This window comes from Actinopolyspora mortivallis, assembly GCF_003001495.1.
GTDB lineage: Bacteria > Actinomycetota > Actinomycetes > Mycobacteriales > Pseudonocardiaceae > Actinopolyspora > Actinopolyspora mortivallis_A.
Window position 1 is genome coordinate 187,239 of the sequence record NZ_PVSR01000001.1, and the last position, 23,926, is coordinate 211,164.

22 protein-coding genes are annotated in these 23,926 nt (G+C 69.4%); 15 read left to right on the forward strand and 7 right to left on the reverse strand.

Annotation, left to right across the window (positions count from 1 at the left end):
• Positions 1–185: 185 nt before the first annotated feature.
• On the reverse strand, positions 186–1,814 hold the full coding sequence (pruA, locus tag CEP50_RS00890) for an L-glutamate gamma-semialdehyde dehydrogenase (RefSeq protein WP_106111988.1): 1,629 nt from the start codon (positions 1,812–1,814) through the stop codon (positions 186–188).
• Between the two features lie 232 nt (positions 1,815–2,046).
• Between pruA and CEP50_RS00895 the strand changes: the two genes are divergently transcribed.
• From CEP50_RS00895 to CEP50_RS00925, 7 genes are all read left to right on the forward strand, one after another.
• Entirely contained in the window at positions 2,047–3,663 is a 1,617-nt protein-coding gene (locus CEP50_RS00895; protein WP_106111989.1) for a PucR family transcriptional regulator, read from the forward strand.
• Positions 3,664–3,774: 111 nt separating this feature from the next.
• A complete protein-coding gene (locus tag CEP50_RS00900; protein WP_106111990.1) occupies positions 3,775–4,224 on the forward strand; it encodes a universal stress protein in 450 nt (149 codons plus the stop codon).
• Positions 4,225–4,228: 4 nt separating this feature from the next.
• Positions 4,229–5,182: an adenylate/guanylate cyclase domain-containing protein gene (locus tag CEP50_RS00905; RefSeq protein ID WP_258174625.1), complete on the forward strand. Its 954-nt coding sequence runs from the start codon at positions 4,229–4,231 to the stop codon at positions 5,180–5,182.
• 81 nt (positions 5,183–5,263) lie between these two features.
• Positions 5,264–6,649: an FAD-binding oxidoreductase gene (locus CEP50_RS00910; RefSeq protein ID WP_106111992.1), complete on the forward strand. Its 1,386-nt coding sequence runs from the start codon at positions 5,264–5,266 to the stop codon at positions 6,647–6,649.
• A gap of 71 nt (positions 6,650–6,720) precedes the next feature.
• A complete protein-coding gene (locus CEP50_RS00915; RefSeq protein WP_106111993.1) occupies positions 6,721–7,950 on the forward strand; it encodes an SAM-dependent methyltransferase in 1,230 nt (409 codons plus the stop codon).
• A 257-nt stretch (positions 7,951–8,207) separates the two neighbouring features.
• On the forward strand, positions 8,208–8,648 hold the full coding sequence (locus CEP50_RS00920) for an RrF2 family transcriptional regulator (RefSeq protein WP_106111994.1): 441 nt from the start codon (positions 8,208–8,210) through the stop codon (positions 8,646–8,648).
• Positions 8,649–8,740: 92 nt separating this feature from the next.
• Positions 8,741–9,931: a globin domain-containing protein gene (locus CEP50_RS00925; RefSeq protein ID WP_106111995.1), complete on the forward strand. Its 1,191-nt coding sequence runs from the start codon at positions 8,741–8,743 to the stop codon at positions 9,929–9,931.
• A gap of 133 nt (positions 9,932–10,064) precedes the next feature.
• Here CEP50_RS00925 and CEP50_RS00930 read toward each other — a convergent pair whose 3' ends face one another.
• Positions 10,065–11,516 carry a lipase maturation factor family protein gene (locus CEP50_RS00930; RefSeq protein ID WP_106111996.1) on the reverse strand — a complete coding sequence of 484 codons (1,452 nt, stop codon included), beginning with the start codon at positions 11,514–11,516 and terminating at the stop codon, positions 10,065–10,067.
• Between the two features lie 178 nt (positions 11,517–11,694).
• Positions 11,695–13,050 carry an FAD-dependent oxidoreductase gene (locus CEP50_RS00935; RefSeq protein WP_106111997.1) on the reverse strand — a complete coding sequence of 452 codons (1,356 nt, stop codon included), beginning with the start codon at positions 13,048–13,050 and terminating at the stop codon, positions 11,695–11,697.
• Between the two features lie 428 nt (positions 13,051–13,478).
• Between CEP50_RS00935 and CEP50_RS00940 the strand changes: the two genes are divergently transcribed.
• The 4 genes from CEP50_RS00940 to CEP50_RS00955 all read left to right on the forward strand — a co-directional run bounded on the left by CEP50_RS00940 (position 13,479) and on the right by CEP50_RS00955 (position 19,355).
• The gene (locus CEP50_RS00940) at positions 13,479–14,285 is read left to right on the forward strand and encodes an SAM-dependent methyltransferase (protein WP_106111998.1); all 807 of its coding nucleotides are present in this window, start codon (positions 13,479–13,481) and stop codon (positions 14,283–14,285) included.
• Positions 14,286–14,288: 3 nt separating this feature from the next.
• Positions 14,289–16,475: a putative bifunctional diguanylate cyclase/phosphodiesterase gene (locus CEP50_RS00945; RefSeq protein ID WP_106111999.1), complete on the forward strand. Its 2,187-nt coding sequence runs from the start codon at positions 14,289–14,291 to the stop codon at positions 16,473–16,475.
• A gap of 244 nt (positions 16,476–16,719) precedes the next feature.
• Positions 16,720–18,744, forward strand: coding sequence for a threonine--tRNA ligase (thrS, locus tag CEP50_RS00950; protein ID WP_219905251.1), 2,025 nt, complete (start codon positions 16,720–16,722; stop codon positions 18,742–18,744).
• An 86-nt stretch (positions 18,745–18,830) separates the two neighbouring features.
• Positions 18,831–19,355, forward strand: a complete 525-nt coding sequence (locus CEP50_RS00955; protein WP_106112261.1) for an HIT family protein — start codon at positions 18,831–18,833, stop codon at positions 19,353–19,355.
• Positions 19,356–19,448: 93 nt separating this feature from the next.
• Here CEP50_RS00955 and CEP50_RS00960 read toward each other — a convergent pair whose 3' ends face one another.
• The gene (locus CEP50_RS00960; protein WP_106112001.1) at positions 19,449–19,988 is read right to left on the reverse strand and encodes a YceI family protein; all 540 of its coding nucleotides are present in this window, start codon (positions 19,986–19,988) and stop codon (positions 19,449–19,451) included.
• Positions 19,989–20,181: 193 nt separating this feature from the next.
• On the opposite strand from CEP50_RS00960, the gene pgsA reads away from it, so the two are divergent.
• The gene (pgsA, locus tag CEP50_RS00965) at positions 20,182–20,778 is read left to right on the forward strand and encodes a phosphatidylinositol phosphate synthase (protein WP_106112002.1); all 597 of its coding nucleotides are present in this window, start codon (positions 20,182–20,184) and stop codon (positions 20,776–20,778) included.
• A gap of 85 nt (positions 20,779–20,863) precedes the next feature.
• Here pgsA and CEP50_RS00970 read toward each other — a convergent pair whose 3' ends face one another.
• Entirely contained in the window at positions 20,864–21,184 is a 321-nt protein-coding gene (locus tag CEP50_RS00970; RefSeq protein WP_106112003.1) for a hypothetical protein, read from the reverse strand.
• 138 nt (positions 21,185–21,322) lie between these two features.
• On the opposite strand from CEP50_RS00970, the gene CEP50_RS00975 reads away from it, so the two are divergent.
• Positions 21,323–22,198 carry a helix-turn-helix domain-containing protein gene (locus CEP50_RS00975; protein WP_106112004.1) on the forward strand — a complete coding sequence of 292 codons (876 nt, stop codon included), beginning with the start codon at positions 21,323–21,325 and terminating at the stop codon, positions 22,196–22,198.
• On the forward strand, positions 22,198–22,407 hold the full coding sequence (locus CEP50_RS00980; RefSeq protein WP_106112005.1) for a DUF397 domain-containing protein: 210 nt from the start codon (positions 22,198–22,200) through the stop codon (positions 22,405–22,407). Before CEP50_RS00975 ends, CEP50_RS00980 begins: the two co-directional genes overlap by 1 nt.
• Before the next feature lie 64 nt (positions 22,408–22,471).
• Here CEP50_RS00980 and CEP50_RS00985 read toward each other — a convergent pair whose 3' ends face one another.
• Both CEP50_RS00985 and CEP50_RS00990 read right to left on the reverse strand, forming a co-directional pair.
• The gene (locus CEP50_RS00985) at positions 22,472–23,017 is read right to left on the reverse strand and encodes a DUF3558 domain-containing protein (protein ID WP_258174626.1); all 546 of its coding nucleotides are present in this window, start codon (positions 23,015–23,017) and stop codon (positions 22,472–22,474) included.
• Positions 23,014–23,433 carry a hypothetical protein gene (locus tag CEP50_RS00990; protein ID WP_146134710.1) on the reverse strand — a complete coding sequence of 140 codons (420 nt, stop codon included), beginning with the start codon at positions 23,431–23,433 and terminating at the stop codon, positions 23,014–23,016. Before CEP50_RS00990 ends, CEP50_RS00985 begins: the two co-directional genes overlap by 4 nt.
• A 238-nt stretch (positions 23,434–23,671) precedes the next feature.
• On the opposite strand from CEP50_RS00990, the gene CEP50_RS00995 reads away from it, so the two are divergent.
• Complete coding sequence (locus CEP50_RS00995) at positions 23,672–23,884, forward strand: DUF397 domain-containing protein (RefSeq protein WP_106112007.1); 213 nt, start codon at positions 23,672–23,674, stop codon at positions 23,882–23,884.
• Positions 23,885–23,926 lie beyond the last annotated feature (42 nt).

A 23,926-nucleotide genomic window follows, 5' to 3' on the forward strand; every position in this document is an offset into this window, starting at 1 on the left:
GGAGGTGGTCGTCGGGCGGACCCTCCCGTGGGTGGGCCGTGTGACGGTCCCTTCCGGCCCCGTCCGCTCGGAACACGACTGTTCCGGGGTTCCGGTGCTCGCGGGAACGCCCTTCCGGGCGCCCCACCACCGGCCCCCCGGAAAGGGCCCGGAAGGGTGATCTCGCCTTCCGGGCCCCGCCCGACTCAGCCCTGGTGGGGGTAGGCGTGATGCGTGGGGGCGTCGAAGGTCTCCTTGATCGCCCGGGGATTGACCCAGCGCTGGATGTTGAACATCGAGCCGGCCTTGTCGTTCGTACCGGAGGCCCGGCCGCCGCCGAAGGGCTGGCGCCCCACGATGGAACCGGTGGGCTTGTCGTTCACGTAGAAGTTGCCCGCCGCGTGACGCAGCTGCCGGTGCGCCTGCTGGATCGCGTCCCGGTCGGTGGCGAAGACCGCCCCGGTGAGCGCGTAGGGACTGGTCTCGTCGATGGTGTCCAGGATCTCGGAGTAGCGGTTGTCCTCGTAGACGTGCACCGCCATGATCGGCCCGAAGTACTCGGTGGTGAACGCCTCGTCGTACGGGTCGTCGCCGAGCAGCACCGTGGGCTGGACGAAGTAGCCCACCGAGTCGTCGTACTCACCGCCGGCCAGGATCTCCAGCGAGGACTCGTTCCTGGCCCGGTCGATCGCGGCCTTGTGCTTGGCGAAGGCGCGCGCGTCGATCACCGCACCACCGAAGTGGGAGAAGTCGGTGGGATCGCCGTAGGTGATGTCGTTGGTGGCGGTGATCAGCTTCTCCCGCAGGCCCGACTCCCACAGCGAACGGGGGACGTAGGCGCGGGAGGCGGCCGAGCACTTCTGCCCCTGGTACTCGAAGGCACCGCGCACCAGGGCGGTCACCACCTTGGCCGGGTCGGCCGAGGGGTGGGCCACCACGAAGTCCTTGCCGCCCGTCTCGCCGACGATGCGGGGGTAGGAGCGGTAGTTGTCCAGGTTCTCCCCGATCGTCTTCCACAGCTTCTTGAAGGTGGCGGTGGAGCCGGTGAAGTGCAGTCCGGCGAGGTCGGGATCGGTGAGCGCGACCTCGCTGACCGCCTGCCCGTCACCGGTGACCATGTTGATGACCCCGGGCGGGAGTCCGGCGGCCTCCAGCATCCGCATCGTGTGGTGGGCGGCGAACTGCTGGGTCGGTGTGGGCTTCCAGACCACCGTGTTGCCCATCAGGGCAGGGGCGGTGGGGAGGTTCGCCGCGATGGCGGAGAAGTTGAAGGGGGTGATGGCGGTGACGAACCCGTCCAGGGGACGGTACTCCATGCGGTTCCACTCACCGGGTACCGAGACGGGCTGCTCGGCGAGGATACGGCGCGCGAAGTGCACGTTGAAGCGCAGGAAGTCGGCCATCTCGCAGACCGCCTCGATCTCGGCCTGGTGCACCGACTTCGACTGGCCGAGCATGGTCGCGCCGTTGATGGTGTCCCGCCACGGCCCGGACAGCAGGTCGGCGGCGCGCAGCATCACGGCGGCGCGCTCGTCGAAGGGGGTGGCCGCCCAGTCCGCCGCCGCGTCCTTGGCGGCCCGCACCGCCTCGGCCACGTCCTCGTTGGTGGCCTGGGCGCACACGCCCAGAACATGGGAGTGATTGTGCGGTTGAACAACGTTGAAGCGTTCGCCGCCCGCCATACGCTGTTTGCCGCCGATGGTCATGGTGAGCTCGACGGACTCGGCCTGGAGCTCGGCGAGGCGCTTTTTCAGGGACTCTCGTTCGGCCGTTCCCACGGCGTAGGACTTGACCGGCTCGTTGGCCGGTACCGGGACCGAAGTGATGGCATCCATAGCCGTACGCCTCCTCGCGCGACTGCTTGCTCGGATCGGTGGCCCGCCCGTGGCCGACCGGCTCGTCTGCTGTCGAGCATAGGAGTCACCGGGCTCACCCCGCTTGTACACACGTCTATCGTTGACAGCGATGGATTGGCCGATCGAACAAATAGCGAACCCGCCTGGATCCTCCCCCGAGGGGGCGGGCGGTTCGACGGAGCCCGACTCCGCCCGGGAGGGCTCACGAGGGGTGCCGCTGCGGCAGTTGTTGATCGCCGTGGGGGAACCGCTCGTCGACGTGCTCGCCGCACCGGCCGGTTTCGACGTGGAGGTGGGCGACGTGGTCATCGTCGACCCCGAGGAGGACTCCGGCGCCGGTGCCGGTGACCTGGTGCTGATCATCGGGGCCCGGGGTCGTTCGGCCGTGCGGCTGGTGCGTCGCGTGGCCCGGGCCTCGGCCTCGGCGGTGGCCGTGAAGGTGGACGCCGAGCAGGACGCGCGGGCTCTGCGGGAGGCGGCGATCGACGAGGGGGTAGCCCTGCTCGGGGTGCGCCCGGGGGTGCGTTGGGAGCAGCTGGAGTCCTTCGCCCGTTCGGCGGTGGACAACGCGCGTGTGGCCGGTGAGGGGGACGTCGGCGAGGCGCTGGGGGACCTGTTCTCGCTGGCCCAGACGGTGGCCGCGATCACCGACGGCATCGTCAGCATCGAGGACACCGCGAACCGGGTGCTGGCCTACTCGCGCTCCGACGACGAGGTCGACGAGCTGCGCAGGTTGTCCATCCTCGGTCGCCGGGGGCCGGAGTCCTACCTGGCGATGCTGCGGGAGTGGGGGGTGTACCGCCGCCTGCGGCACGGGGAGGAGGTCGTGCACGTCGAGGAGCGCCCGGAGCTGGGGATTCGCCGGAGGATGGCCGTGGGCATCCACGCGGGAAGCCAGCCGCTGGGCACCATCTGGGTCCAGGAGGGCGCCCGTCCGCTGAGCGAACGCACCGAACGCGCCCTGGTGGGAGCGGCCAGGGTCGCGGCCCTGCACCTGATCCGTCAGCGGACCGAGACCACGATGGGCCCCCGGTTCCGCGAGAACCTGCTGACGGGACTGCTGGAGAACCGCATCGACGGGCAGTCGGCCGCGGCCAACATCGGCGCGGATCCGCACCGCCCCGTGGTGGTCGTGGTGCTGACCCTGCGTCCCCGCGAGCAGGCCGGGATGTCCAACAGGTCCGAGATCGAGCTGGAACGTGCCGAGATGACCAGTCTGATCTCGGTGCACGCCGCGGCCTACCGGCGCAGCGCGTTGGTCACCACGATCGGCTCGCGGGTCTACGTGCTGCTTCCCGACCTTCCCGAACGGCAGGCGACCTCGGCCGTGGCCACCCTGACCCAGGAGATCGTCACCGCCGCCCGCGGGCACCTCCGTTCCCGGGTCCAGGCGGGGATCGGCTCGGTGGTGCCGGGACTGGAGGAGGTGGCGGTCTCGCGGAGCGAGGCCGACCGGATCCTGGACGCCCTGGGGCACGATCCCGGAACGGAGGTCGCCACGATCGCCGACGTCCGCTCCCGGGTGCTGCTCAGCGAGGTGTTGACCACCCTCGGGGACAACGAGCGGATGCGCGATCCGCGCCTGGCCCTCCTGCGGGCGCACGACAGGGACAACGGGACCGAGTTCACCCGCTCCCTGCTGTGCTACCTGGAGTCCTTCGGGGACGTGCGTGCGGCCAGCCTGACGTTGCACGTGCATCCGAACACCCTTCGGTACCGTGTGCGCAGAGCCGTGGAGATCAGCGGGGTGGACCTCGACGATCCCGCGGAACGGCTGAGTGTCCACCTGCAGCTGCTGTTGGCCCGGCGCGAGAGCACCCGTCGTTGACCCCGGGCGGGGGACGGCCATCGGGAGGAGCCGGACGGCGTCACGGGGCGCGCACGCGGTCGTTGGTGTGTGCGCCCGGTGTGTCCGAGCAGCCCCGTGCGAGGAGGAACGATGCCGCTCTACCGCAGTGTCGTGGTCGGGACCGACGGGTCGTCGCCGTCGATGCGTGCCGTCGCCCGTGCCGCCGAAGTGGCCGGAGACTCCGCCGAACTGGTGATCGTGTGCGCGTATCATCCGAACAGCAGACGTGACGTGGAACGTGCCCGGGACGAGATGGGGGAGGAAGCCTTCCAGGTGGTCGGTTCGGCCCCGGCCGAGGAGAGGCTGCGGACGGCCACCGAGCACGCCCGTGCCGCCGGGGCACGCGTGGTAGATACCGTGGCGGTGCTGGGAGCGCCGGTCGAGTCGTTGCTCGACGTGGCCGAGCGGCGCCCGGCCGAGCTGCTCGTGGTGGGAAGTCGCGGGCTGAACACGGTGAAGGGACGCATTTTGGGATCCGTTCCCTCGGAGATCTCACGACGTTCGGAGTGCGATGTGCTCGTCGTTCGAACCACACGATGACTTCGTGGCTCCCGAGCACCCGGTGGAACGGTCCCTGCTCGGGGGAGAGCCCCGGTACCGCAAGAGCGAGGTGGCACGCCTGGCCGGGGTGGAGCTGTCCAGAGCGGAACGGCTCTGGCAGGCGATGGGCTTCGCCCACGTCTCCGACGAGTCCGTGGTGTTCACCGACCTCGACGTCACCGCGTTGCGCACCGTGGTGCAGCTCGTCTCGGCCGAGGTGATACCGCCCGAACTGGAAACTGCGGTGGCGCGTTCGTTGGCGCAGACGATGTCCCGGCTGGCCGAGTGGCAGATGGGGATCTTCCGCTCGGTGCTGGGGGAGAGCTTCTCCGACGACATGGCCACCACGGCCCGCTTCGCCGACGCAATCCTGCCCGTCATGGAGCACCTCCAGAACTACGTCTGGAGGAGACACCTCTCGGCCGTGGCGGTCCGCGAACTCAACGAGCACGACACCCGCCCCGAGGAGCCCACCCTGGTGGTGGGTTTCGCCGACATCGTCGGCTACACCCGGCTCATCCGCGACTACAGTGAACTCGAACTCGCCGGGTTGATCGACGCCTTCGAGGAACTGGTCACCGGTGTGATCGCCGAGAACCACGGCAGGATCGTCAAAACCGTCGGCGACGAGGTGCTGTTCGTCGCCGACACGGTGCGGGAGGCCGGTGAGATAGCGCTCTCGCTCAACGAGCGGGTGGCCGCCGAGTCACTGCTGCCCCCACTGCGGATCGGACTGGCCAAGGGCAGGGTGCTGGCCAGGTTCGGGGACGTGTACGGCTCCACGGTCAACATAGCCAGCAGACTCACCACACTGGCCCGTCCGGCCTCGGTGCTGGTCGACCGCGAGTGTGCGCGGGAGATGCACGAGGTCGCCGGGTTCGCGCTGACCGGGCTCGGGCCGAACAAGGTTCCGGGTTTCCGCGGGCTGGAGGCCTGGGCGCTGCGTCGTGCCCGCTGAGCGGGTAGCGTCGCTCACAGTCCGCGCGGATCAGTCCGGACGGGATGCCGTCCTCGGGCCGGGGGCCTATGGTCGGAGATCATGGAGACCGATTCCCCGAATCCCGCTGCGGAGGCCGGCCACGCCGCCGAGGTCTCCGCGCTGCTGACACGGTACGAACGGATCCCCTCGTCGGAGCGGATCCGCCTGGCCAAGTCCACCTCGAACCTGTTCCGTTTCCGTTCACCGGTGCGGGGCAGCGGCCTCGAGGTCGCCGGGCTGGACCGGGTGCTGTCGGTGGATCCGCACTCCCGCACGGCCGAGGTGCAGGGCATGACCACCTACGAGGACCTGGTGGCCGCCACCCTGCGGCACGGTCTGATGCCCACCGTGGTGCCGCAGCTGAGAACGATCACTCTCGGCGGTGCCGTGGCGGGACTGGGAATCGAGTCCTCCTCGTTCCGGAACGGGCTGCCCCACGAGTCCGTGCGCGAGATGGACGTGCTCACCGGCGACGGTCGGGTGGTCACGGCACGGCCCGACAACGAGCACGCCGAACTGTTCCGCGGGTTCGCGAACTCCTACGGCTCGCTCGGGTACGCCTTGCGGTTGGTGATCGACCTGGAACCAGTGCGGGCCCACGTGTGGCTGCGGCACGTGCGGTTCACCTCCGCCGAGGAGTGCGCGCGGGCCACGGCGGAGATCCGGGCCCACCACTCCTGGGAGGGCGACCACGTCGACTTCGTCGACGGCACGGTGTTCGGTCCCTCGGAGCTCTACCTGACCCTGGGAACCTTCCGGGACGGGGCGCCGTTCCGCAGCGACTACACCGGAAACCGGATCTACTACCGGTCGGTGCGGGAACGCGAGACCGACTGTCTGCGGGTCTCCGACTACCTGTGGCGGTGGGACACCGACTGGTTCTGGTGCTCCCGGGCGTTGGGAGCCCAGCACCCCTGGATCCGGCCGCTGTGGCCCCGCAGGTACCTCAGGTCCGACTTCTACCGCAGGCTCGTCTCCCTCGACCAGCGCTTCGGCCTCTCGGACCGGATCAACCGGGTCCGGGGCCGTCCGCGGCGGGAACCGGTCATCCAGGACGTGGAGATTCCCGTGGAGCATCTCGCGCGGTTCCTGGAGTTCTTCCACGACAGGATCGGCATCAGTCCGGTGTGGCTGTGCCCGGTCCGCCTGCGGGACGAGGCGGGGTGGCCGCTGTATCCCATGGATCCGCACCGGCTCTACGTCAACGTCGGGTTCTGGGCCACCGTCCCGGTGCGTCCCGGTGGGCAGTTCGGGGACCACAACCGCGAGATCGAGGCGAAAGTGGCCGAACTGGACGGGCACAAGTCGTTGTACTCGACCGCCTACTACGACCGCGAGGAGTTCTGGCGGCACTACGACGGTGACACCTACCGACGGCTCAAGGAGCGTTACGACGGGGCGGGCAGGCTCCCCGGACTGTACGAGAAGTGCGTGTTGGGTGAGTGAACGGTGCGCCGGGACCCGTCGGGCCCGGCGACACGACACACGCACGCCCACCACAACGGAGGAATCGCGAAATGACGTTGGCGAGTGTTTTCGCGCGGGTGTTCGGCGCGGACCTGCCCGTGGAGTTCCGGGCCTACGACGGGAGCAGGTGCGGCCCCCGGGAAGCGCCGGCGGCCGTGGTGCTCGAGTCCCCGCTGGCCCTGGCCCATCTGGCCGCGGCCCCGGGGGAGCTGGGGCTGGCCCGGGCCTACGTCAACGGTCACATCACCGTGCACGGTGACATGTACACGGCCCTCACGGCGTTTCCCCCGGTCGATCTGGGGGACATCCCGTGGCGGCTGCGTGCCGAGCTGTTCGCCCGGTTCGGCTGGTACCGGTTCTGGTGGCCGGTGCGGCCTCCCTCGGCGGAGAAGCGGGCGTGGGGAAGGCGGCACTCCAAGAGCAGGGACAGCCGCAGCATCTCGCACCACTACGACGTGTCCAACAGCTTCTACGAGCGGGTGCTGGGACCGTCGATGACCTACACCTGCGCCGTGTTCGACAAGCCGGACGCCTCCCTGGAACAGGCGCAGTACGACAAGCACGACCTGGTGGCCCGCAAACTCGGACTGACCGAGGGGATGCGGCTGCTGGACATCGGTGCGGGGTGGGGCGGCATGGTCATGCACGCCGCCGAGCACTACGGGGTGCGCGCCATCGGCGTCACCCTCTCCCGGCAGCAGGCCGAGTGGGCCCAGCGCGCCATCGCCGAGCGGGGGCTGAGCGGGATGGCCGAGGTGCGCTACCAGGACTACCGCGACGTCCCCGAGAGCGGCTTCGACGCGATCAGCTCCATCGGACTGACCGAGCACATCGGGCGGGAGCAGTTGCCCGGCTACTTCCGTTCCCTGCGGGACAGGCTCCGTCCCGGCGGGAGGCTGCTCAACCACTGCATCACCCGTCCCGACGGCTCCTACCCGGCCCGGGCGGGCAAGTTCATCGGACGCTACGTGTTCCCGGACGGGGAGCTGGAGCCGCCCGGTGAACTCGTCACGCGGATGCACGACACCGGGCTGGAAGTCCGGCACGAGGAGAACCTGCGTGAGCACTACGCCCTCACGCTGGCCGGGTGGTGCGCGAACCTGGACCGGAACTGGCGGGAGGCCGTGGCCGAGGCGGGACTGGCCACGGCCAGGGTGTGGCGGTTGTACATGGCCGCCTCGCGGCTGGCGTTCGAACGGGGCGGTATCCAGCTGCACCAGATCCTCGGGGTGCGTCCGGACGGTGGGGACAGCGGGATGCCGCTGCGTCCGGACTGGTGAGTCGGATTCGGCCTCGACCGGGTTCGCCCGACGGACCCGTCGGCCCCACCGCGATGACGGGGACACGGACGGGCGCTCCGTGTCCCCGGCCTCCTGGTGCGCGGCGGCCCGCCGGGCGGCCGGATCGTCCGGCGCAGTGGCACCGACGGTGCGGAAGAGGCTGAACCGCTCGACGGTGGGAGCGGAGCGTCAGCACCGGCGTGGTTCCGCCCACTCGAAGTGGAATCCATGATTCGTATTTGGATAGTCTCCACGGCGTGCGATTGACCAAGAGCACCGACCTCGCCTTGCGCGTCGTGATGCGCCTGGCGGTGCTGGAGGGGGAAACGCCCACCACTCGCGAGGTGGCCGCCGCCGTCGCCGCCCCGTACAGCCACGCGGCCAAGGTCGTCACCCGGCTCCAACACCTCGGGGTGGTGGAGGCACGACGTGGTCGAGGCGGCGGGTTGGGTCTCACCGCGGCGGGACGGTCCGCCTCGGTGGGCTGGCTCGTGCGGCAGCTGGAGGGCGCCGGGGACGTGGTCGGGTGCGAGGAGGACCCGCCCTGTCCGCTGCGGAACGCGTGTCGGTTGCGTGCGGCGTTGCGGGACGCCCAGGAGGCCTTCTTCGCCTCCCTGGACCCGATCCGCGTCGGGGAGCTCGTCACCGCCCCGGCGGGGCCGGTGCTGTTGAGCCTCTCCGCGCGGCCGAACGACTGATCCCCTGACCAGGTCCGGCGCCGATCCTCGCCGGAGGTGTCGGTCTCGCATGCCGTCAAATACGACTCCGAGATACCAATTCGAGGTTCGCGATGTTGTCCGAGAAGTCAGCCCAGACCGTCCGCGCCACCCTGCCGGTCGTGCGCGGCGCCATCGACGAGATCGCCGCTCGTTTCTACGACAGGCTCTTCGCCGCTCATCCGGAGCTGCTGCGGGACCTGTTCAACCGGGGAAACCAGGCGAACGGCACACAGCGTCGGGCGCTGGCCGGTTCGATCGCCCACTTCGCCTCCGCGCTGGTCGACGAACAGGGCGCCTTCCCCGAAGGGATGCTCGTGCGCGTCGCGCACAAGCACGCCTCGCTGGGCGTGACTCGCGACCAGTACCACGTCGTGGGGGCGAATCTCTTCGCGGCGATCGCCGAGGTGCTGGGTGAGGCCGCGACCGACGAGGTCCTCGGTGCCTGGGAGGAGGTCTACTGGTTGATGGCTGAGTCCCTGATCGCCCGCGAGGAGAAGCTGTACGCCGAAGCCGGAGCCCCGGACGGTGACACGTGGCGCGAGTACCGCGTCGACGCCCGTCACCCCGAGACCCCGGAGGTGGTGACGTTGCTGCTGCGTCCGGTGGACGGTGGACCGGTGCCCGAGTGGCGAGCCGGGCAGTACGTCTCGGTGCGGGTCCCGCTGCCGGACGGCGCTCGGCAGATTCGCCAGTACAGCCTGACCGGCGACCCACGCGCCGAGGAGCTCCGGATCACCGTCAAGAGGGTGCGTGGCGAGCCGGACGGTGAGGTCTCGAACCACCTGCACGACCACGTCCGTGAGGGCGACGTCCTGGGGCTCAGCGCTCCCTTCGGGGATGTGGTCCTGGAGGAGGGAAGCGGTCCGGTGCTGTTGGCCTCCGCCGGGATCGGGTGCACCCCCGTGATCGCGATGCTGCGCCACCTCGTCGCCACCGGCTCCGTCCGCCCGGTCATCGCCGTGCACGGCGACCACGGCCCGAGCACGCACGCGTTCCGCGCCGAGTTCGAGCGGTTGGTCGCCGAACTCGACAACGCCGAGGCACACGTCTGGTACGAGAACCCCGAGGGGCCCTGGCCGGAGCAACGGACGGGGACACCCGACCTGACGGGGCTGCGGATCCCGCCGGGCACCGAGGCCTACCTGTGCGGTCCGTTGGCTTTCCTGCGCCGAGCACACCGGCAGCTGGTCTCGGCTGGTGTGGCCGGAACGGACATCCACTACGAGGTCTTCGAACCCGATCACTGGCTCACCGAGGACTGAGCGGGCGTTTCGGGACCACGGTGGACGTGGTGCCGATGCGATCGCCGGAGTTCGTTTCCGGCGCGAGGGGCGTTCGGGGCCGGTCGGTCGACAGACCGCCCTCGGGCCGGGTTCCCGGGAACGTCCTCGCCGTTCACCCGTTCGGTGCCACGTCGTCCAGGGACACGGCGGGGATCAGCTCGGTGACCGGGGTGCGGACCCACCAGACGCCGCTCTCCCGCCGTTCGCGCGGGGTGCTGAAGCGGTAGTGGAACAGCCGTGCCCGCACGTAGCGCGGGGGTCGCCCGTGGAACGGGTCGTGGCGCAGCAGCCGCAGCACGCCCCGATCCCCGCGCAGCAGGGCGAGCAGCAGCCGTTCGAGCCATCCCCTCCCGTAGGAGGGCGATATCGCCACGAACCACATCAGCCAGTCGAGCCGCAGGTGGTAGGGGGCGATCTGGGGAGGGCGACGGGTGACCTCGCCCGGTTTGCCCCGGAACCCGTACTCCCGCCACTCGGACTCCCCGGTGGCCAGTCCCTCCAGGATCACCTCGTGGCGGGTGCGCGTGACGCTGCCGAAGGCCCCGTAGGTGTTGCCCAGGTGCAGTGTGTTGAAGCTGCGGTTCATCACCTGTCCGCTGCCGAGCATGTTGCGCACCGGCCAGTAACCGAGCACCACCATCAGCGCGGTCAGCGCCAGCACGGCCGCGCGGTGCCACAACGGGGTGCTCCCGTCCTGGGGAAGTTCCGTGGCGGGGGTGAGGGCCTGGGTGGGCAGCCAGCCGAGCAGGGTGGTGTCCATCGCGGAGAAGGCCAGGGTGATCGTGACCAGGTTGAGCCAGGCGAAGTTGCCGCTGAGCAGCAGCCACCCCTGGGTGACGATCATGGCCAAGGCGGCGGCCGAGGCCACCGGTTGGGGCAGGAACAGGGCGAACGGCACGATCAACTGGGTGACGTGGTTGGCCATCACCTCGGTGCGGTGCAGTGGGCGCGGAGCGCGATGGAACGCCCGGCTCAGCGGGCCGGGCATCGGCTGGGTCTCGTGGTGGTAGTACAGGGCGGTGAGGTCCCGCCAGGCGGGGTCGCCGCGCATCTTGATCAGACCGGCTCCGAACTCCACCCGGAACAGCAGCCAGCACAGCAGCCAGATCACCAGCACCGGGGTCGTGGTGTGGGCGGGGCCCAGGAAGATCGCCAGAAATCCCGTTTCGAGCAGCAGGGACTCCCAGCCGAAGGCGTACCAGAGCTGGCCGGTGTTGACGATCGACAGGTACAGCGCCCACAGCGCGAACCACACCGCCATCGCCGCCCACAGCGGCAGGAGGTCGGTGGCTCCGAGGAACGCGGCCAGGCTGAGCAACAGCCCGCACCATCCGACCACGCGCAGCAGCCGGTCCGAGTAGTGGAGGTGGAACAGCGTGGGGTAGCGGCGGAAGGAAACCCGTTCCAGGAAGCGGGGCGCGGGGGTGAGTCCGCGTTCGCCGAGCAGCGGGACGAACTGGTTGAGCACGTTGAGGAAGGCCAGGGCGTAGGTGGCCGCGAGCAGACGCTGGAACACGAACCGTGCGGGGTCGTACTCCGGGGCCCAGAACCAGTCCCACGTCATGCTCTGCCGTCTCCGCCGGGACGTCGCGACACGGTCCTTCCGCGTTGTGCGGTCGAAACTACGGTGTGCCGACGATGATCGCAGCAGGCCGTGCCCCGTCGTGCGAGCACCGTGCGTGCCCGGGGCACGGCCCGGGGCCGTGGGTGGCCGACGGCCCCGAGCGGCCGGTGCGCGGTGCTCAGGACTCCGCGCCGTGGCTGATGCGCACCATCTCGTCGCGTTCGACGACCTTCATGCGTTCCCGGCCGCGCTGTGCCCCGAGCGCCCGTTCGTGCTCGTCGAGGCGGTTCCACCCCTCCCAGGTGGTGTAGTCCACCCCGCGTTCGTCGAGCATCCGCAGCACCGCGTCCCGGTCGCTCTCGGTCGGGTTCGGCAGGTTCCCGAGGTCGGCGAGCAGGTTGTTGACGGTTTCCAGCGCGTCACCCTTGGTGTGGCCGATGAGCCCCACGGGGCCGCGTTTGATCCAGCCGGTGGTGTAGACGCCCGGCACGTGCTCGCCGTCGAGGTCGAGCACCCTTCCTCCCTCGTGGGGGATGGTTCCCGAGCCGTGGTCGAAGGGAACGTCCGGCAGGGCCGAGCTCAGGTAGCCCACGGCCCGGTAGACGGACTGCACCTCGTGGGTCTCGTACTCGCCGGTCCCGCGTACCGAGCCGTCCCCGGTCAGCTCCATGACCTCGGTGCGCAACCCGGTGACCTCGGTCTCGCCCAGGATCTCCACGGGACGGCGCAGGAAGTGGAAGTGCAGCCTGCGGGCGGCCTGTCCCGAGGGGTCGCGCAGCGCCCAGTCCTGCAGGGTCTTGACCACGGACTTGACCTGGTTGTTGGTGCGGACGGACTCCTCGCTGGCCTCGTCGAGTTCGAAGCCCTCCGGGTGCACGACCAGTTCCGTGTTCGGCTGGTGGTCGAGCTCGCGCAGTTCCAGCGGGGTGAACTTCGTCTGCGCGGGCCCGCGTCGGGCGAAGACGTGCACGTCGGTCACCGAGGAGGCGCTCAGCGCCCGGTGGACGTTGTCGGGGATCTCGGTGTCGAGCAGGTCGTCGGCCTGTTTGGCGAGCACGCGCGCCACGTCGAGGGCCACGTTGCCGGCCCCGAGGATCGCCACGCTGCGGGCGTCGAGGTTCCAGTCCCTGGGGGCGTCGGGGTGGCCGTCGTAGAAGGAGATGAACTCCGAGGCGCCGTGGCTGCCCGGCAGTTCGACACCGGGTACGGGCAGGTTCCGGTCGTCGGCCGCGCCCGTGGCGAACACCACGGCGTGGTAGTGCTCGCGCAGGTCCTCCAGCTTGCAGTCCACCCCGTACTCCACGTGCCCGAGGAAGCGGATTCCGGGCGTGTCCAGCACCTTGTGCAACGCGTTGACGATGCCCTTGATCCGGGGGTGGTCCGGGGCGACGCCGTAGCGGACCAGCCCGTAGGGGGCGGGCATCCGGTCGAACAGGTCCACGTCGACGGGGGTTTCCGACTTGTTCAGGATGTCCGCGGTGTAGACACCGGCGGGGCCGGCGCCGATCACGGCCACTCGAAGCGGCTGGCTCACGGTGGTTCCTCCTCAGGCCCGGTGGGCACGTCTTCCTCCCTATAGCTTAGGCATACCTAACTACCCTGCCCGGCATGTGGACGGGTGAGTCCGGTTACAGGGGGTGCCCGCCACGCGGAGGGGTTCACGTCGGTGAGCGGGGGGGGGGTTCGGGTCCGTTCCGGGCAGCGGAGAACCCCGGACGCGGGAGCGGTGGTTCGTCCGAAAAGGCTCCGAATACCCCCGAACGAGGGATGTTGGTACATGGTTCCGACAGCCGACCGTGAGTGTTCGAGCGCGGGTTGTCACAGTATTATTCGTGTTGATCACTCGACGGTAGCTCCGGAGGACGGGCGGGGGAGCTGCGTCGTCGGCCATGCACACAGAGCGAGATCAGGGCCCGGGTGCCGGGGGGCACTGCTGGTGGCCCGTGACAACAGGGAGCTTCCATGACGGACCCGAACCGCCTACCCGCGGACGTCGACCTGGAGAAGGCCAGCGCGGCACGGTGCTACGACTACTACCTCGGCGGCTCGCACAACTTCGAGGTGGACCGTGAGCTGGCCAGGAAGGTGGAGTCCCGGGTTCCGCACGTGAAACCGCTGGCACAGAACAACCGGGCCTTCCTGCGCCGGGCCGTCCGGTACTGCCTGGACCGGGGGATCAGACAGTTCCTCGATCTCGGATCCGGCATCCCCACGGTGGGCAACGTGCACGAGATCGCCCAGGAACGCGCCCCCGAGGCGCGGGTGCTCTACGTGGACAACGAGCCGGTGGCCGTGGCCCACAGCCGCACGATCCTGGAGGGCAACGACCGGGCCGACGCGCTCCAGGCCGACTTCGACTCCGTCGAGGAGATCCTCGCCTCGGAGCAGGCCGGACGGCTGCTGGACCTCTCCGAACCGATCGCGGTGATGATGGTGGCGCTGGTGCACTTCGTGCCGGACTCGGCCGGACCCCGCGAGACCATCCGGGCCTACCACGAACGGATGCCCTCGGGCAGCTACCTGGGATTCTCCCACGTCACTCACGAGGGGTATCCCGAGTTCACCCAGAGCATCATCGACCTCTACGCCGACAGCAGCAATCCGGTGGTCTCCCGCACCCACGCGGAGGTCGCCGAGCTGCTCTCCGACTTCGAACTGGTGGAACCGGGCCTGGTCTACGTGCCCGAGTGGCGTCCGGACACCGAGGAGGACCGCTGGGAGGATCCGGCCCGGTCCCTGGTGTACGGGGCGGTTGGACACAAGGTGTGATCGATGAACGACACCCCAGCTGAGGAGGAACCGGTCCTCGCCGGTGTGCCGACGGGAACCTCCCGGCAGACCGCGGAACCCGATCCGGTCGTGGACTTCGCCCGGCGGTGGACCCGAGCCGTGATCGACACCAGCTACGTGCCCATGTCCCGCCCCGAGCTGTGGGACTTCCTCACCGCACGCACCAGGAGGCTGCTCAACGCCCTGCTGACCGAACACCACGACGGGGAGGCGGCCGCCGAGGTGGGCGCGGAGCTGGTCCGGGAGCACGTGGTGGCACCCGAGGCCCTGCGGAGGACGCTGCTGTTGCTCGGCTCCGCCCTGCCGGAGCTGGCGGCTCGCGTGGAGCCGGGCACCGTGGTCCCGGCGGCACGGCGGCTGGAGCTGCTCGCCTCCCTGGCGGCGGGGTTCGACGGGGCCGCCCGGGACAGGGTGCTGGCCGAGCAGGGAGTCATCCAGCAGGCCGTGCTCAACGCCAGGGACGCCGCCGAGGAGGCGCTGCGTTCCAGCGAGGCACGTTTCCGGGCGGTGTTCACCTCCTCGGCCCTCGGTATCGCCGTCGTCGGGCTGGACGGGGTGTTCCAGGACGTCAACGACTCCATGACGGTCATCTTCGGCGTTCCGCGCGAGCGACTGCTCGGGCACCACATGCTGGAACTGGCCGACCCGGACTGGGTGGACAAGCTGCGGAGGTCCGACAGGGCACTGTTGGCGGGGGACACCGAACGGTTCGCCGTGGACGTCCGCTACACCACCTCCGAGGAGCGGACCGTCTGGGCCCAGGTCTCCGCGGCGCTGGTCACCGACGGTGCCGGAGAGCCCGACTACCAGGTGGTGCTCTACTCCGACGTCACCGACAGGTACATGCTGCAGGCGGAGCTGCGCAGGCAGGCCACGCACGATCCGCTCACCGGTCTGGCGAACCGGACCCTGCTGGCGACCAGGCTGCAGGACGCGCTCAGGCCCGTGCCGGGCAACCGGAGGGTGGGGATCTGCTACCTCGACCTGGACGGGTTCAAGACGATCAACGACAGCCTCGGCCACCCGATCGGTGACGACCTGCTGTGCGCCGTGGCCAACCGGATCAACAACACGGCCGCCAACCACGGGGCCCTGGCGGCCCGGATGGGTGGTGACGAGTTCGTGGTGCTCGTCGCCGACACCGACGGGCCGACCCGGATGCTGGGGCTGGTGGAACACCTGCTGGACGAGATCGGTCGTTCCGTGCGTATCGGCGGGCACGAACTCAACGCCACGGCCAGTGCCGGTGTCGTGGAACAACCCGTGGCCGGTTCGGATCCCGAACAGCTCCTCCGGGAGGCCGACATCACGCTGTACCGGGCCAAGGAGGAGGGCAGAGCCCAGTGGGTGATGTTCGACTCCGAGCGCAACGCCGCCGCGCGTCGTCGTTTCCGGCTGTCGGCCACGATGCCCGCCGCCCTGGACCGCCACGAGTTCTTCGTGGAGTACATGCCGGTGCGTCGACTCTCCGACGGACGCACGGTGGCCATGCACGCCGACGTGCGCTGGGACCACCCCGAGTACGGCGAGCTGGGTGCCGAGCAGTTCGTCGGCCTCGCCGAGGCCACCGGGGCGATCACCCGGATGAACGACTGGTTGCTGCGCCAGGCCTGTGCCCACGCGGCTGAATGGGTCCGTCGGCTCGGTACGGAGGCTCCCCTGGTCACCGTCGACCTCTCCGGCCGGTACTTCCGCGATCCGGACCTGGTCAGCGACTTCAGGGAGATCCTGGAGGAGACCGGCCTGCCCGCCGAGCAGCTGCGGCTGGCCGTGCCCGAGCAGGCCCTGTTCGACGAGGTGGGCGATCCCGCCGACACGGTCGACATCGTTCGCGAACTCGGGGCGGCGTTCGTCGTCCGCGACTTCGGGGCCCGCTACACCGAGAGCCGCAGGCTGCGGGAGCTTCCCGTCACCTCGGTGCGGGTTACCGGGCAGTACCTGCGCAGGCTCTCGGAGGGGCCGCGCCCGGACCCGTTGGACGAGCACCTGGTCTCCAGCGTGATCTCGGCGGCCCACCTGCTGGACATGACGGTGGTGGCCGACGGGGTGGACACGGCCGAGCAGGCGCAGCGGCTGCGGGCCATGAAGGTGCACGCGGTGCAGGGCGCCTGCGCGGGCGAACCGGTGTCCGCCCTGGAGGTGCCCGAGCTGTTCGCCCCCTCGGGCTGAGGGACCCCGACAGCACAGCGGCTCCCGTCACCCGTCCCCACCGGGTGGCGGGAGCCCGGGGACGGCCGGATCGTGGGAGGTGCACCGGTGGCCGATAGCATCGAGGCGACAGTGTTCGTCCGATCCGGCGGTGTTCCCGACGTCCCCGAGACCTCGGCCGGATCACGCGCACATCCCGTTCGAGCAAGCGATCGTAGGAGTAACCGTGTCAGTCTCGCCGCTCCAAACCCAGCAGGAATCCCGGGTGAAGGTACCGGCGGGCACTACGGCTGGTGATGCCGTCCAGCAGGCGGGATTGCCGTCCAAGGGCCCCGAGGCGGTCGTCGTGGTCCGGGACGCCGAGGGAGCGCTGCGTGATCTCTCCTGGGCGCCCGAGGCGGACGTGGAGGTCGAGGCGGTGCCGGCCAACACGGAGGCGGGCCGCAGTGTCATCCGGCACTCCACCGCCCACGTGCTGGCCCAGGCGGTGCAGCAGCTGTTCCCCGAGGCGAAGCTGGGCATCGGCCCGCCGGTCACCGACGGCTTCTACTACGACTTCGACGTCGAACGACCGTTCACCCCGGAGGACCTGCGGGCGCTGGAGAAGCGCATGAAGCAGCTCGTCAAGTCCGGGCAGAAGTTCTCCCGCCGGGAGCTGGGCTCGGTGCAGCAGGCCCGCGAGGAACTCGCGGACGAGCCCTACAAGCTGGAGCTGATCGACCTCAAGTCCGGCGCGGGCGAGGTGGACACCAGCGAGGTGATGGAACTCGGGGACGGTGAGCTGACCGTCTACGACAACGTCGACCGGCACGGGCAGACGGTCTGGGGGGACCTCTGCCGGGGTCCGCACGTGCCGCACACCAGGTTCCTGCCCGCCTTCACGTTGACCCGGGTGGCGGCCGCCTACTGGCGGGGAGACCAGAACAACCGCCAGCTGCAACGGATCTACGGCACCGCCTGGGAGTCCAAGGAGGCCCTCGACGCGCACCTGGAGTGGTTGGCCGAGGCCGAACGCCGGGACCACCGGAAGCTGGGTGCGGAGCTGGACCTGTTCTCCTTCCCGGAGGAGCTCGGGTCCGGGCTGCCGGTGTTCCACCCGAAGGGCGGGGTGATCCGGCGGGAGATGGAGGACTACGCGCGGCGCAGGCACGAGCAGGCCGGGTACCAGTTCGTCAACTCGCCGCACATCACCAAGAGCGCGCTGTTCGAGACCTCGGGGCACCTCGGCTGGTACGCCGACGGCATGTTCCCCCCGATGCATCTCGACGAGGAACGCGACGCCGACGGCACGGTGCGCAAACCCGGGCAGGACTACTACCTGAAGCCGATGAACTGCCCGTTCCACAACCTCATCTACCGGTCGCGGGGCCGTTCCTACCGGGAGCTTCCGCTGCGGTTGTTCGAGTTCGGCTCGGTCTACCGCTACGAGAAGTCCGGGGTGGTCCACGGGCTCACCCGGGTTCGGGGGATGACCCAGGACGACGCGCACATCTACTGCACGCCGGAACAGCTGCGCACCGAGCTGAAGTCCCTGCTGCACTTCGTGCTGGACCTGCTGCGGGACTACGGGCTGGACGACTTCTATCTGGAGCTGTCCACCAAGGACGAGCAGAAGTACGTCGGCAGTGACGAGCTGTGGGAGGAGGCCACCGAGACGCTGCGGGTGGTGGCCGAGGAGTCCGGTCTGGAGCTGGTTCCGGATCCGGGCGGGGCCGCCTTCTACGGCCCGAAGATCTCGGTGCAGGCCAAGGACGCCCTCGGTCGCACCTGGCAGATGTCCACCATCCAGTTGGACTACCACATGCCGGAGCGGTTCGACCTGGAGTACACCGCCGCGGACGGCTCCAAACGGCGCCCGGTGAAGATCCACCGTGCGCTGTTCGGCTCCATCGAGCGTTTCTTCGGTGTGCTCACCGAGCACTACGCCGGTGCCTTCCCGGCCTGGCTGTCCCCGGTGCAGGCGGTGGGCATCCCCATCGCCGACGACCACGTCCCGCACCTGGAGGAGGTCTTCGACCGGCTGCGGGCGAAGGGGCTGCGCGTGGAGATCGACGCCGGTGACGAGCGGATGCAGAAGAAGATCCGCAACCACACCACGCAGAAGGTGCCGTTTCTGGTGCTGGCCGGCGGCAAGGACGTGGAGGCGGGGGCGGTCTCGTTCCGTTTCCGCGACGGCAGCCAGCTCAACGGGGTTCCGGTGGAGCGGGCGGTCGAGGCGCTCGGCCACTGGGTCGAGCGGCGGGAGAACGCCTCCCCCACGGCGGAGAACTTCGGAGCGGAGTTGGCGTGACACGGCGACGGGCCGAGGAGCAGCACGGGAGCTCGGGCGGGGAGTCGGCACGGGACGACTCGCCGGAGTTCCGGGAGCAGCGCGGGATAGGTGTCCCGGACGCCCTGCAGCGGCTGTGGACACCGCACCGGCTTTCCTACATCCAGGGGGAGAACAAACCCACCGGGGAGGGAAGCGACGGCTGTCCGTTCTGCGGGCTGCTGAACGACGAGCGTCCCGACGACGAGACGTTGATCGTGGCCAGGGACGAACTCGTGTTCGCGGTGTTGAACCTCTACCCGTACAACCCCGGTCATCTGATGGTGCTGCCGTACCGGCACGTGGCCGACTACACGGACCTGACCGGGCCGGAGACGGTGGCGGTGGCGGAGTTCACCCAGCGGGCCATGCGGGTAATCCGGAGTGTGTCCGCCCCGCACGGGTTCAACATCGGGCTGAACCAGGGTCCGGTGGCCGGGGCCGGGATCGCCGCGCACCTGCACCAGCACGTCGTCCCCCGGTGGGGCGGGGACTCGAACTTCATGCCGGTGATCGGGCACACCAGGGTGCTTCCCCAGTTGTTGGCCGACACCCGGCAGCTACTCGCCGACGCCTGGTCGGCACTGGACTGAACGGATCCCGCCGTGTCGGGGAGGGCACGGCGGGATCTCGTCGTGCGTGGTGGTGTCTCGACCGCGCTGTCGGACACGCCGGGCGAGCGGGGCTCAGCCGCGCAGGGTGGCCTCGATCTCCAGGTTGATCTTGACCTTCTCGCCGAGCATGGCCCCGCCGTTGGGGCCCACCTTGAAGTCGGTGCGGTTCAGCGTGGTGCTCGCCGACAGGCCGAGCAGTTTGCCGCCGTCCGAGGTGTCGGTGAACCCGCCCAGCTCGGCCTCCAGGGTGATCGGCAGGGTCACCCCGTGCAGGGTGAAGTCCCCGTCGATCAGCCAGGTGTCGCCGTTCTCCCGGATGCCGGTGGAACGGAAGGTCGCCGTGGGGTGGTTGTCGGTGTCCAGGAAGTCCTCGGCGCGCACGTGGGCGTCGCGGTCGGTGTTGCCGGTGTTGACGGAGGCGGTGTCGATGGTGGCGGTCACGCTGGACTCCAGCGGGTTGGCCGCGGTGACGATCTGGCCCTCGAACTTGTCGAACCTGCCCCGGGAGCGGCCGACACCCATGTGCCGCAGGGTGAACTCGATGTCGGAGTGCACCGCGTCGATGTCCCAGGTGCCGGTGGTGTAGCCGGGGATCTGGTTGGCGTCGGTCATACTGGACCTCCAGAGAGTCGCGAAGATGTTTCGCCGGGGTTCAACCCTGCTCGGGTGGGAGTCATTTCCGGGTGTGGTGGGAATCATTGATCGGTTGGTCCGCCTGCCGGTGGTGTCCGCGCGGTGCGCGGATCACGGCCGGTTAAGCTGCTTGGTGCGGGGTTTCCCGCACGACGGCGGATGAGTCGGGAACATGTTGAACGTCTTCGCGCGAGCCTCGGTGGCCAAGCTCACCGATCCGGTCGGTGCCTGGTTGGTACGGCACCGAATATCCCCCGATGTGGCGACGGTCGTGGGGACCGCCGGGGCGTCCCTGGCGGCCGTGACCCTCTTCCCGACGGGGCATCCGCTGCTGGGGACGCTGGCGGTCACCTTCTTCCTGCTGTTCGACCTGGTGGACGGGGCCATGGCCCGGGCGGCGGGAACCGGCGGTTCCTTCGGGGCGGTGCTGGACGCGAGTTGCGACCGGGTGACCGACGGGGTGGTGTTCGGTTCCCTCGCCTGGTGGGCGCTGGTGGGCGACCGGCACGTCCTGGGGGCCGCGCTGCTGGTCTGCCTGGTGTCCGCGCAGGTGATCTCCTATGTCAAGGCCCGGGCCGAGGCCCAGGGGCTGGACGCGGACGGCGGCTTCGCCGAGCGCGCCGAGCGGCTGGTGCTGCTGTTGACGGGGACCGGGTTGTACGGGCTGGGGCTGGCCTGGGCGCTGGACCTGGCGGTGTGGGTGCTGCTGGTGCTGTCGGTGTTCACCGTCGGTCAGCGGCTGGTCGGCGCCTACCGGGCGCGCCGGTAGGAGTTGAGCGGGCCGGTGGGTGGGGAGCCGCTCGGCCCGCCCGGAGAGGACGCACCGCCGGAGGGCGGAGAACGGTCGGGCCGGTTCAGCTGTGCGGCGCGGGGACGAGTTCGCTGGCGCCGGACCAGCACAGGTAGTCCTCGACCACGTCCACGTCGGCGGCGATCAGGTCCAGGAACGCCTGTTCGTCCGGGGTGCCGTCCCGGTCCAGCGGCATGAGCGCGATCTGGTACATCCCGAAGCGCTGTTCGGTGCGGGACAGCACGGCCAGTGCCCACTCGCGCAGCCGGTGCCACGCCTCGCCGTCGTCGAGGCGGGCGTCGGTGGGTTCGTGGTGGATCAGCTCGGTGTAGGAGCCGAGCGAGTCCGGATTGACCACCCGGTACAGGGTCATGGTGTTACGCATGGTTGTCTCCTCGGTGACGTTCGTGACCGTGAGCGCTGACGTCGCAGAACGTCAGCATGAGTCAGATTGACTTAGTCAATTTGACGAAACAATCGCCCGATCGAGTAATTGGTTGTGGTTTCAGTCGAAGAGGTGACCATGAACAGTTCGGGGCCGGTGGTTCCGGAGCCGATCAGCCCCACCGTCGGCAGGCGGTGGTTGGCGCAGGAGGTCCGCAGGCTGCGCGAGACGGCGGGACTGAAACAGTCCGACGTGGCCAAGCGGCTGCGCTGCAACGCGGCGAAGATCGCCCACATGGAAAGCATGCGCAACACGATCAGCGGCCCCGACCTGGAGGTGATGCTCGCGCTCTTCGGCGTTCCGTCCGAGCGGGTGGAGTGGTACCTGCGACTGGCCGAGCTCGCCAAGGAGAAGGGCTGGTGGGACGGCAACCGGGCGGTGCCGGACTGGTTCTCGCTCTACGTCGGACTGGAGTGGGGCGCCGACCGGATCCGGGAGTGGGAACTGGGGTTCCCGCCCGGCATCCTGCAGACCCGCTCCTACATCGAGGCCCTGGTCCGGGGTGAGGACGGTCCTTCCGAGGTGGAGGTGCGCGAGCTGGTCGAGGCACGGCTGCGGCGTCAGGAGGCCCTGTGGCGGTCCGAGGAACCACTGTGGATGCACGCGATCGTCGACGAGGCGGCCCTGCGGCGGCGGGTGGGCGGCGCGGAGGTGATGCGGGAACAACTGCACTACCTGGTCGAGGTGGGGCGGTGGGAGAATGTCACCGTTCAGGTGCTGCCGTTCGCCGCTGGAGAGCACCGGGGCCATCTCGGTTCGTTCAGTTGGATGGGGTTCCCACGCGCCGGTGACCCGGGAGTGGTCTACCTGGAGAACCAGCGGGGTGGGATCTACCTGGAGGAGACCGACGAGGTGGCCATGTTCAACGGGGTGTTCGAGTCGCTGGCCGAGCAGGCGTTGTCCCCGGCGGAGTCCACCGATTTCCTGTCCGAGCTCGCTAAGGAGAGCGCGTGATGCAGTACGGGCGTGTTTGGAACGCGGCCGAGTTGGAGGGTGTGCGTTGGCGGCGGAGCAGCCGCAGTGGCCCCAACGGCGGGCAGTGCGTCGAGGTGGCGGGTCTGTCGGGTGGGGTCACCGCGGTGCGGGATTCCAAGCGGCCGCAGGGTCCGGCGTTGGTCTTCGACCGTCGGGTCTGGGCGGCGTTCCTGCGCCGGCTGGCCTGAGGCGAGCCGTGGCGATGAGCCCGTGGAGTCCGCTCGGGCTCATCGCCGGAGCGTCCCGGTGTGATCACGCGGGTTCGGGGACGTTCGGCTCGATCCTCTCCGCGATCTCCAGTGCCTTCGCGCACTCGTCGATCTCGTCGGAACGGCCTGACTCCTGAGCCCGAACCTGGATCATCCCTTGTCCGGCGTCGAACAGCACGTTGCAGATCTGAGCCTGTGTGGATCCCTTGGTGATCGCGGTGGCTCCGGGGCGTCCGTTCACCGTGATCCGGTCGAAGCTTGCCCAGGTTGACTTCTTCTCAGAAGAGGCCACCGTCTGGCGCGTGTTCTTCACCAGTGTCACCCCGACGGGGTCGCCCGTGTAGTCGCATGCCGGGGTCCACGGCAAACCGTCCGTGGGTTTGCCAGGGACCTGTAGCCCGAAGGACCGCAGGGTGTCCGGTGGCAGCATCTCGCACGGTGTGACCTCCGACAGCACCTCGTCGGAGGGCGAAGCATCGGTGGTCTCCGTGGGGGCGTGGTCAGTGTTTCCGCCCGGTGAACACGCGGAAAGCCCGACCAGGACGGCTCCGGCGACAGCCGCCAGCGGTGACCGCGTCCACGTTCTCACTGCGCGCTCCTCCGCAGATCCTCGGCAATCTGATCGTCGGTAGCCTGGTAGTTCTTCTTGGCCTGCTGAAACAGATCGGCCTTGCGATGAAGTTCATCAGCAAACTGCTTTAGCAAATTAGCCGCTCCGGTCGAACCGTTGCGCGCCTTCTGCCCGAACTTGGCCGCCAGCTGCTTTCCCGAGGGGTAGTCGCCCAAACCGGAAACCTGCTGCAAACCATCAGCTTGCCTGGAAAGGCTCTCTGCCCTTTTTGCTTCACGTTCGTACACGGCGGTCGCCTTGTCGGCAGCCTGTGGTTCCATGCCCAGTCCCCCGTTCGAGATCTGCCGTTGGATCCAGGAGTTCTCTTCCCGGATCGCGGATAACTCCGCGTCGGCCTCCGCGAACCCGGACGACTCGGTGCTCGGATCGGTCATCAGGACTCCCTTCATACTCGGAAGGCACTCGCTACAACCGTTCCTGTTCGACCGTGCTCACCCTAGTCGACCGAGCCTCCTCGCTGTCCCGACGATCGCCACATCCGGGTGTGATCGCCGTCTCCTCCGGCGGAGTCGCGGGATCGTCGCCCCTTATCGCGGGATAAAAACTTGCGGTCTCGGGCATCCTGTCCGGAGAACCAGCAGATTTCCCGTCCGAACGTGCGAGGGAGTTGCCATGACGCGCGAGGTCCGGGTGCCGAACGCGGCCGCGTTGGAGGGTGTGCGTTGGCGGCGGAGCAGCCGCAGTGGCCCCAACGGGGGATCCTGCGTCGAGGTGGCGGGTCTGTCGGGTGAGGTCACCGCGGTGCGGGATTCCAAGCGGCCGCAGGGTCCGGCGTTGGTCTTCGACCGTCGGGCCTGGGCGGCGTTCCTGCGCCGGCTGGACTGAGGCGAGCCGCCGTGCACCGGCCGGATACCCGCCGGTTCCGGG